Genomic DNA, 6,206 nt, shown 5'->3' with positions numbered 1-6,206 from the left:
CAGCAGGCCCCGGTTGACCACGCCAAAGCGCGAGGGCAAATGCCCGAGGAACAGGTTTTCGGCGACGGTCATTTCCGGCACCAGGTGCAGCTCCTGGTGAATCACCGCCACACCGCTGGCGATGCTGTCGGCGGCGCACTTGAACGCCATGGTCTGCGCGCCGATCTGCACCGTGCCGCTGCTGGGAATATAGGCGCCGCCGAGGATCTTCAGCAGCGTCGACTTGCCCGCACCGTTCTCGCCCATCAGGGCGTGCACCTGCCCCGGCTGGGCGGTGAAGCTGATGCCGTCCAGCGCCTTGACCCCGGGAAAGGTTTTGCCGATAGCGTCAAAACGCAGGGCCGCCGCAGTCATTTCCACAGCCCGATCTTGGTCAGTTCTTCCTGGAAGTTGGCGCGGGTGATCAGGGTCACTTCGTCCATCGCGGTGTACTTGGCAGGCTCTTTACCGGTGGTGACCCACTCGTACATCGCCAGTGCGGTGTTGTAGCCCTCGATGTGCGGGCTCGGCAGCATCGAGCCGAAGAAGCCGCTGTCGGCTTTCTTCAATTCGCCGATGGCGTCGGTGCCATTGATGCCGATGCCGATCACGTTGGCGGCTTTGAAGCCGGCGCTTTCGGTGGCGCGTACGCCGCCCAATACGGTGTTGTCGTTCATGCCGCCGATGATCAGGTTTTTCGCGCCGCTGGGCAGCTTGACCAGCGCCGAGTTGGTGGCGTCCATGCTGCCGGGGACGTCGAGGGTTTTCAGCGCGGCGGTGAGGATGTGGTCCTTGGGAATGCCGGCTTCTTCCAGGGATTTGATCGAGCCATCGGTGCGTTTCTTGCCGGTGTCGAGTTCATTGAAGGTGTTGATCACCGCGTAGGTGTCCTTCCAGTCCCAACCGCGTTTTTTCGCTTCGGCGGCCATGGCGGCACCTTGTTTCTGGCCCACTTCAAACGCGGCCATGCCCAGGTACGGCACGTCCTCCATGAAGTTGCCCTTGGCATCGACAAAGCGGTCATCCACCGCCATGACTTTCAGGCCATTGGCCTTGGCCTTGGCGACGATGGCCGGGCCCAGGGACACGTCCGGCGGGCAGATCACAAAGCCCTTGGCGCCGTTGGCGGCCAGGCTGTCGATGGCCGAGAGGGTTTTCTCGCCATCGGGCACGGCGATCTTGATCACGGTAAAGCCATGTTCCTTGCCGGCTTTTTCGGCGAAGGCCCATTCGGTCTGGAACCAGGGCTCCTCGGCCTGCTTGACCAGGAAGCCGACTTTCACTTCCTCGGCAAATGCGAAAGTACTGAGGCCGCTGAGCACGGCGGCAGCTGCCAGTACGCGTATTGCTTTTTTCATGAACGGCACCTCTTGTTGTTATGGGGAGCGGCAAGTTCTAGTCGTGGTACATCACCGACCGCCCGCCATCGATCATCAGGCAGGTGGCATTGATAAACGGCGCCTCGTCGGTCGCCAGGAACAGCGCCGTCATCGCCACCTCGATGGGCTGGCCGATGCGCTTGGGCGGGTGCAGGTCGAACGCACGCTGGCGCTCGGCGTGGGGGTCGGGGAAACCGTTCCAGTAATCGACGTTGAGCTGGGTTTCGATATAGCCCGGGGCGATGGCATTTACGCGGATGCCCTTGGGCGCGTATTCGATACCAAGGGCGCGGGTAAGGCCGAGCAGGCCGTGCTTGGCGACCGGGTAGGGAAAGCAGCCGGGAATGATGTGGCTGGAATGGGTGGAGGCGATATTGATGATGTTGCCGATGCCCTGCTCGATCATGTGCGGCAGCACCGTGCGGCAGCCGTACCAGGCGCCGTCGAGGTCGATGGCGAAGCAGCGGCGCCAGTCTTCGTCGCTCATCTCCAACGGGTCGCGGAACACATTGACCCCGGCACAGTTGACCAGCACATCCACGCGGCCAAAACGCTCGATCGCCACATTGACCAGCGCCTGCCATTGATCCTTGGACGTGATATCGACGGGTTGGGCGTAGATCTCGGCGCCGCGTTCGCGCCAGTGGGCAGCGACTTTCTCGACCTTTTCGCCCTGGATATCCCCAATCACCAGGCGCGCCTGCTGGGCCTGGAAACACGCGACGATCGCCTCACCAATGCCCTGGGCGGCGCCGGTGATGATCACCACCTTGTTCTTCAGGCGCTCGCCGTAGGTTGGCTCGGGCACGGCGGGTAATGACAACGGTTGGGCCTGCATCGCTTCACCTGTTTTATTTTTGGTAGTGAGTGCTGATGCGGACGACTATAAACCCATCATTTGAAATATCTCAATATATAAATTTGCATCCCATATATTGAACAAAAACAAAAAATAATGTGGGAGGGGGCTTGCTCCCGATTGCAATACATCAGTCACAGCAGCAGTGGCTGACACACCGCTATCGGGAGCAAGCCCCCTCCCACATTGGATCTACCGTGCGTTCAAGAAGGTGGCTTCAGCCGAGGGCGAAGTCCCGCAGCGCATCGCCTTCCATGCGATAGCGCACCCACTCCTCCTGCGGCTGGGCGCCGATGGATTTGTAGAAGGCAATCGCCGGCTCGTTCCAATCCAGCACGCTCCATTCAAAGCGCCCGCAACCGTTATCGAAGGCAATCTTGGCCAGGTGGCGCAACAGCTTCTTGCCCGCGCCGCCGCCACGTTGCTCGGGGTTGATGTAGAGGTCTTCCAGGTACAGGCAGTTGCTGCCCAGCCACGTGGAATAGCTGAAAAAGAACACCGCAAACCCAATCGGCAAGCCATCCCGCGAGCAGATCAGGCCATGGGCGGTGGCGCCCTCGCTGAACAGGCTGCGCTCGATGTCCACCACGCTGGCGATCACTTCGTGCCGGGCTTTTTCGTACTCGGCGAGTTCAGTGATGAATGTCAGGATCTGCGCAGCATCGCTGGGCACGGCGGGGCGAATCTCGATGGTCATGGGCGAGCCTTGGGCAATTTCAAAGCACACATACTAAGGCGCTTTGATGACTGATTGCAGTGCAATTTCTCGGTAGCCAGGCAGTCCACACACAAAATCTTACAGGTGATACAGCACCGTTCGTCGCCACCCAGGCACGATCATTAAAAGACGACTGACCAATAGAGGGTAAGGACATTAATCATATGGAGACACCCTCATGAAGAATTCCAAGTTTGCCGCCCTCGCCCTCACTGGCCTGCTGTCCGCCGCATCGCTGAGTGCCGTGGCTGCCACCTCCTCTACCGGGCCGACCAACCCAGCGACCTCTGAATCGCAAAAGTCCATGGGGACGGGTTTGGACACCAACGGCGGCGCAGTCATCGACAACACCAATGGCGCCGACCCGCATACCAAAGGCCAGGACACCGGTCGCCAGAGCCCGCCAGCCGTGGGCAACGGCAAAATGGGGCCATCGGTCAACGAGCCAAAGATCAATAAAGGCGACGACTCGAACCTGCCGGGCGCGCCAAAACAACCTGCACCTTGATCCCATGATTGAAAGACGAACACCCAACCATTTCCCAGTGAAGAGGTCTGCATGAACGTCGATAGAAACCTTGAAAAAGAAGTCCTCACCCGCCTGCTGCACGCCCACCCGCAAGGCTTGGGCAAGGAAGTGCTGGATAACTACCGCGGCGAAAAAGAGGTTGCCAGTGTCTTGGCATTCTTGCAGGACCGCGGGCTCATCAAGGATGGGCATGTCACCACCGACGATGCCGGTGAGTACTCGCTGAATCTGCCGATCAAGTTGACGGCGTCAGGTGTGGATGAAGCGCGCAAGCTCGAAGGTGAGACGCGCCAGTAGCCCTCATGCAAAACCCAATGTGGGAGGCCCCCCTCCCACATTTTTTTCGCGTTTACTCGGTGAGTAATGAGTCGACTTCGGCGCTGCCTGGGGAAGTTGCCGGCCCCCAATGCGTCACCGCCAAGGCTGCCGCTGCATTCGCCCGCCGTGCTGCCGCCGCTGGTTTCAAACCCGCCGCCAATCCCGCAATAAACACTCCTGCATGCGCATCCCCCGCGCCATTGCTGTCCACCGCCTGCACCTTGAAGCCGGGCACATGCTCGATCTGACCTGCACACCCCACCCAGCAACCATTCGGTCCGTCGCGCACCACCAGCAGCGTCTCGGCGGGCAGGTACTGATTAAGCGCGGGCAATGCGGCAGCGATGGTCGCCGCGCCGGTGAACGCCAAGGCTTCAGGGCCATTGCTGGTCCAGATATCGATACGTGGCAACAGCGCACGCATCAAGGCCGAATCCGGCGCCTTGACCAGCGGGCCCGGGTCGAACACCACCACGATTTGCCGTGGCAGTGCCAGCAGCCAGTCGATCAGCGGCTGGGCCTTGCCCTCCAGGAGCAGGCTGTAGCCACTGACATACACATAGTCATCCGGATGAGGCACAACATTGGCCAGGTCCTCGGCACTCAGTTCACCCTCGGCGCCGATATGGGAAATAAAGGTGCGCTCGGTGGTGGCCTCGGTCAGGGACACACACAGGCCGGTGTCCTTGCCGTCGCTGGCTGCCAGGGCCATTTCAATGCCCTCGGCCTGCATCGCCGCGCGGGCCAGATCGCCGAAGCGGCCAGTGCCGTGACGGCCCAGATAGACCACCGGCAAGCCATTGCGCCGCGCTGCCGCCATCACATTAAAGCCTCCGCCAGCTTCGAAGCTGGCGGACTTGGCCAGCACGTCGCCGCCGGTCGCGGGCAAGGTGTCGAGGGCCATGACCAGGTCGACGATGACCTGGCCGGTGTGCAGCAATCTAGACATTGGAGCTCTCTACTAACGCCGGACGACGGTCAGCCGCGCCGCCCAGTAGCGCATACATTCCGCCGGCAACCAGGAAGGTGACGATCCAGCCCAGGCCGTTGTGGCCGAGCCAGGAGTCGGACAACGGCCCGGCGAACCAGATGTTCTCGGCGGTGGTGCCGATGGTGGTGAAGCTGAAACCGAGCACGATGGCCACGGCCCAGGCGCCGAATGCACGCCATTCAACGCCGCCGCGATACCAGTAGGCGCTGCTTGGGCTCACGTCCAGCAGGTCCTCGGGGCTGTAGTAGTGACGATGGATCAGGTCGACCACGAAGATCCCCACCCACGCGGTGATCGGCACCGCCAGCAACGAGATGAAGGTGATGAACGGGCCGTAGAAGCTGTCGGCGATCAGCATGAAGTAGATGGAACCGGCGAAGATCGCCACGATATCGACGATCACCGCATGCACGCGCTTGACCTTCAGGCCGAGGGTCAAGGTGGTCAGGCCGGCCGAATACACCGACAGGTTGTTCGACAGCAACAGCCCGCCAAACGCGGTGATCAGGTACGGCACCGCCATCCAGGTCGGCAGCATGTCGCGGATCGCAATGATCGGGTCAGTGGCCGAGGCCAGGTCATTGTTGCCCACCGACAACAGGCCACCGAGGGTGATCAGCAATACCAGCGGAATCCCCGCGCCAAATGCCGCCGAGGCCACCAGGCGCACGGCCGTGACGCTGCGGTGCTGGTAGCGGGACATGTCGGCACCGGCGTTGGCCCAGCCGATACCGGTACCGGCGGCCATGGTGCCAACACCGATGATCATCGCGCTCAGGGGAGCCGGGGTGGCGTTGAACACCGCGCTCCAGTCGATGGTGGCGCAGAGGAAACCGCCCACCAGGATATTCAACGCGCCGAACACGTAGGTGGCCCACTTCTGGATCACCAGCAAGGTGGCGTGACCCAGCCCCGAAACTGCCAAGGTCAGCAGCACGAAAATGCCGATGAAAATCAGGGTGAGGACCGGTGCGCTTTTCGCCTCGACCGCAGAGCCGAACAGAATCGAACACAACGACAGCAGCACGAAGGCGGCGGTGGTGGTGTTAACGGTTTCCCAGCCCAGGCGCGACATCAACGACACCAGTGTCGGGCCGATATTGCCGCGTACGCCGAAGATGGCGCGGGACAGCGTCAGGCTGGGTGCACGACCACGCCGGCCGGCGATGGAGATAATGCCCACCACCGCGAAAGAGCCGGCGGCGCCAAGGATCGCGACGATGACCGCTTGCCAGATGGCCAGGCCGCGAAACGCCACGAGAGTCGCACCGAGCGGCAAGCCGAGGATGCTGATATTGGCGGCGAACCACACCCAGAACAGTTGCAGCGGATGGCCGTTGCACTCGCCTTCAGGGACCGGTTCGATACCGCGGGTTTCCAATTGTCCGGCGCTTTGACCGGAAGAAGTGCTGCTCATGGGGGGGCTCCTGGTG

8 protein-coding genes are annotated in these 6,206 nt (G+C 61.6%); 2 read left to right on the top strand and 6 right to left on the bottom strand.

Features of this window, described 5'->3' with window-relative positions:
* The 4 genes from AD670_RS28990 to AD670_RS28975 form a co-directional block, all read right to left on the bottom strand.
* On the bottom strand, nucleotides 1-354 hold a 354-nt coding region (locus AD670_RS28990), incomplete at its 3' end, for an ATP-binding cassette domain-containing protein (RefSeq protein ID WP_156338341.1).
* Complete coding sequence (locus tag AD670_RS28985) at nucleotides 351-1,337, bottom strand: substrate-binding domain-containing protein (protein WP_053140190.1); 987 nt, start codon at nucleotides 1,335-1,337, stop codon at nucleotides 351-353. The genes AD670_RS28990 and AD670_RS28985, both read right to left, overlap by 4 nt.
* Nucleotides 1,338-1,374: 37 nt before the next feature.
* The gene (locus AD670_RS28980; RefSeq protein ID WP_053140187.1) at nucleotides 1,375-2,196 is read right to left on the bottom strand and encodes an SDR family oxidoreductase; all 822 of its coding nucleotides are present in this window, start codon (nucleotides 2,194-2,196) and stop codon (nucleotides 1,375-1,377) included.
* Nucleotides 2,197-2,434: 238 nt separating this feature from the next.
* Nucleotides 2,435-2,914 (bottom strand): GNAT family N-acetyltransferase, encoded by a 480-nt coding sequence (locus AD670_RS28975; RefSeq protein ID WP_053140184.1) that lies wholly within the window; start codon nucleotides 2,912-2,914, stop codon nucleotides 2,435-2,437.
* A 199-nt stretch (nucleotides 2,915-3,113) separates the two neighbouring features.
* Here AD670_RS28975 and AD670_RS28970 point away from each other — a divergent pair, with 199 nt between their 5' ends.
* Both AD670_RS28970 and AD670_RS28965 read left to right on the top strand, forming a co-directional pair.
* Nucleotides 3,114-3,443 (top strand): hypothetical protein, encoded by a 330-nt coding sequence (locus AD670_RS28970; RefSeq protein WP_053140181.1) that lies wholly within the window; start codon nucleotides 3,114-3,116, stop codon nucleotides 3,441-3,443.
* 51 nt (nucleotides 3,444-3,494) lie between these two features.
* The gene (locus tag AD670_RS28965; protein ID WP_053140178.1) at nucleotides 3,495-3,761 is read left to right on the top strand and encodes a hypothetical protein; all 267 of its coding nucleotides are present in this window, start codon (nucleotides 3,495-3,497) and stop codon (nucleotides 3,759-3,761) included.
* A 52-nt stretch (nucleotides 3,762-3,813) separates the two neighbouring features.
* On the opposite strand, the gene AD670_RS28960 is transcribed toward AD670_RS28965, so the two are convergent.
* Entirely contained in the window at nucleotides 3,814-4,731 is a 918-nt protein-coding gene (locus tag AD670_RS28960) for a PfkB family carbohydrate kinase (RefSeq protein ID WP_053140175.1), read from the bottom strand.
* On the bottom strand, nucleotides 4,724-6,190 hold the full coding sequence (locus AD670_RS28955) for a cytosine permease (protein ID WP_053140172.1): 1,467 nt from the start codon (nucleotides 6,188-6,190) through the stop codon (nucleotides 4,724-4,726). The genes AD670_RS28960 and AD670_RS28955 overlap by 8 nt, the downstream gene beginning before the upstream one ends.
* Between the last annotated feature and the right edge of the window lie 16 nt (nucleotides 6,191-6,206).

The organism is Pseudomonas sp. MIACH (genome assembly GCF_001269925.1).
Classification (GTDB): domain Bacteria; phylum Pseudomonadota; class Gammaproteobacteria; order Pseudomonadales; family Pseudomonadaceae; genus Aquipseudomonas.
This window is presented reverse-complemented; position numbering and strand designations above follow the sequence as displayed.